This window comes from Bacteroidales bacterium (assembly GCA_018334875.1).
Lineage (GTDB): Bacteria > Bacteroidota > Bacteroidia > Bacteroidales > UBA12077 > JAGXLC01.
Genome location: JAGXLC010000531.1, coordinates 1 through 2,517, shown reverse-complemented (window position 1 = coordinate 2,517; position 2,517 = coordinate 1). Strand labels below are relative to the sequence as shown.

3 protein-coding genes are annotated in these 2,517 nt (G+C 43.1%); all 3 read left to right on the top strand.

Annotated elements, in window-relative coordinates; all coding sequences use genetic code 11:
- On the top strand, window positions 1-900 hold a 900-nt coding region (locus KGY70_20835; GenBank protein ID MBS3777651.1), incomplete at its 5' end, for a hypothetical protein.
- 205 nt (window positions 901-1,105) lie between these two features.
- Window positions 1,106-1,543, top strand: a complete 438-nt coding sequence (locus tag KGY70_20830) for a nucleoside deaminase (protein MBS3777650.1) — start codon at window positions 1,106-1,108, stop codon at window positions 1,541-1,543.
- 11 nt (window positions 1,544-1,554) lie between these two features.
- On the top strand, window positions 1,555-2,490 hold the full coding sequence (locus KGY70_20825; GenBank protein ID MBS3777649.1) for an ROK family protein: 936 nt from the start codon (window positions 1,555-1,557) through the stop codon (window positions 2,488-2,490).
- Window positions 2,491-2,517: the final 27 nt, after the last annotated feature.

The following is a 2,517-nucleotide window of genomic DNA, read 5'->3' as shown; positions in this document are numbered from 1 at the left end:
ATGAAAAGAATCAAATTATTTTTGGGAATTGCCCTGATCGGTCTGTTAGGAGCAGGGATTTTTACCGCATGTGAGGAAGATGATACAACAGAAGCCACCATTGACATCTCAGAAAGTTCGGTTCCGGATTCTGTTGAGGCAGGAGTGGAAACGACACTGAAGTTTTCTGTGATCACCAGCGAAAAACTGGGAGAGATTGAACTGAGAAAAGGAACCAAAACCCTGGATACCAAAACAGAGGACTTTTCTGATAAGTCTTCTGACACGTATTCTTATACCGGAGTTCTGGCCGATACAGTGGAAGCCGAAAGCACACTGGATATGGCCTTGATTGTGACAGATAGCGAGAACAATCAGGAAAGCTACGATTTTGAACTTTATGTGAAAGCAATTGATACCATAGCTGTTACAAAGTATAATGATAAAACTCTGGAAGTTGCTTTGAAAGATGGATCGGCAAAAGATCTTTTTTCTGTTGAACATGGTGTAAGATATTCTTATGACTATGTTGAAAGCAACAACATTAAAGATTCAGCTGATATTGTTTTTGGTCATGAAGGTTTAACAAAAGCACTTTCCTTTAAGCTTTTGTCTCCTGATTATCAAACCGATGTTGAAATTCATGGTGGTGGCACATTAGATAATACAACAAACTATGAAGTGGTCACTGATAGTTACACCTACGAAGATATCACAGCTGAAGACATTCAGAACATCTCTGATTTGACAAGTGCTGAAGTAACAATCGTTGAAGGCGACATTGTGGCATTCATTACAGAACATGGGCACAAAGGCTTCTTAAAAGTTACTGCTATTAGTAATGAAAATGAAGATGTTGGAGACGGTGATGATGAACTTACTTTTGACATGAAAGCTGTAATGGCAAGTGAATTAGAATAATAAGCGGGAAAATTTTATTACGAAAGCCGTCTCATAGTTTTGGGGCGGCTTTTTATTTGATTAAAAAATCTAAGCATAATTATTTAATTGGCTTTGAGCGGAAGGGGGTTTATATGAATTACCTTTTTGGAATTAATAATAGAATGTTTAACTTGCTTTCTTTTTCACAACAAACAATTATGTGTTAAAGCAGGATGGATGCACTATGCTGAACGACGAATACTTCATGAAAGAGGCGGTTAAGGAAGCGAAAAAAGCCATGGTCAGGGACGAGGTGCCGGTTGGGGCGGTGGTCGTTTGTAACAAAAAAATTATAGCCCGGGCTCATAATCTCACGGAGACCCTTAATGACGTGACTGCCCATGCCGAAATGCAGGCTTTTACTGCTGCTGAGAATCAACTTGGTGCCAAATACCTGAATGATTGTACACTTTATGTAACTATAGAACCCTGCCCCATGTGTGCCGGGGCTGCTTACTGGACTCAAATTTCCAGAATTGTTTATGGAGCCGTAGATACCAAAAGGGGGTTCCTGAGCAAACAACTGGATATACTTCATCCCAAAACCAAGCTCTTTTCCGGTGTGCTGGAGGATGAATGCAGCAACCTGCTCATTGATTATTTCAAGCAAAAACGAAAGTAAATCCTGTTCTTATGAGAAGGAGGGATGCTCTTTGGGGAGTGGATTTCGGCGGCACCAAAATTGAAGGCATTGTGGTGGAGCCTGCCAATCCGCCGCGTATTATTTCCCGCCTTCGGATACCCACCGAGAAGGAGAAGGGGTATGATCACATGACCAGACAGGTTGAGTATTTGCTGGATAGACTGCAGGAGGAAACGGGTATGCAACCCGATGGAGTGGGAATAGGCATTCCCGGCACCATGGAACCTTCAACCCGTACCCTTAAAAATGCCAATACAACCCTTTTGATTGGGAAATATTTTAAGGACGATATGGAGCAGCTTCTGGGTGTCCCTGTCAGGCTTGCCAATGATGCCAATTGTTTTACGCTTGCTGAAGCCCGATTTGGTGCAGCGAGGAAAATCAAACCTGATGCTGAAGTGATTTTTGGTGTTATTATGGGCACCGGCGTTGGAGGTGGACTGGTTGTAAATGGAAGGGTTATAACCGGCGAGCAAGGTATAGCCGGTGAGTGGGGCCATAATTTTCTTGACAAATCCGGTGGACCCTGCTACTGTGGTAAAACAGGCTGCGTTGAAACGGTGATCTCAGGGCCTGCACTTGAAAAGTATTATGCTTCCCTTGCCGGAAAGAACAGATCATTGAAGGAGATTGAGGAAAGAAGCCGCAAAACTGATGATGTTCATGCTTTAAAAACCATCGAACGTCTGGAATATTTTTTCGGCCTGGGCATTTCCCGGGCAATCAATATCGTGGATCCTGAAATTGTGGTTTTGGGAGGCGGTGTAGGTAACATCGATACCTTATATACAAATGGCAGAGCTCAGGCAAAAAAGTTCGTTTTCAATCATACACTGGAAACTGAATTAGTCAGACCGGAACTGGGCGACAGTGCCGGTGTGTTGGGTGCAGCGTATCTTATGGCAGAGGACATGGAGGCGGATTAACCGGTGAAAATGGTCCTTTCCCTCCTC

Bases quoted from the DNA above. Each gene is read 5' to 3' on its own strand.
- KGY70_20830 (MBS3777650.1), top strand. From the start codon at position 1,106: ATGCTGAACGACGAATACTTCATGAAAGAGGCGGTTAAGGAAGCGAAA.
- KGY70_20825 (MBS3777649.1), top strand. From the start codon at position 1,555: ATGAGAAGGAGGGATGCTCTTTGGGGAGTGGATTTCGGCGGCACCAAA.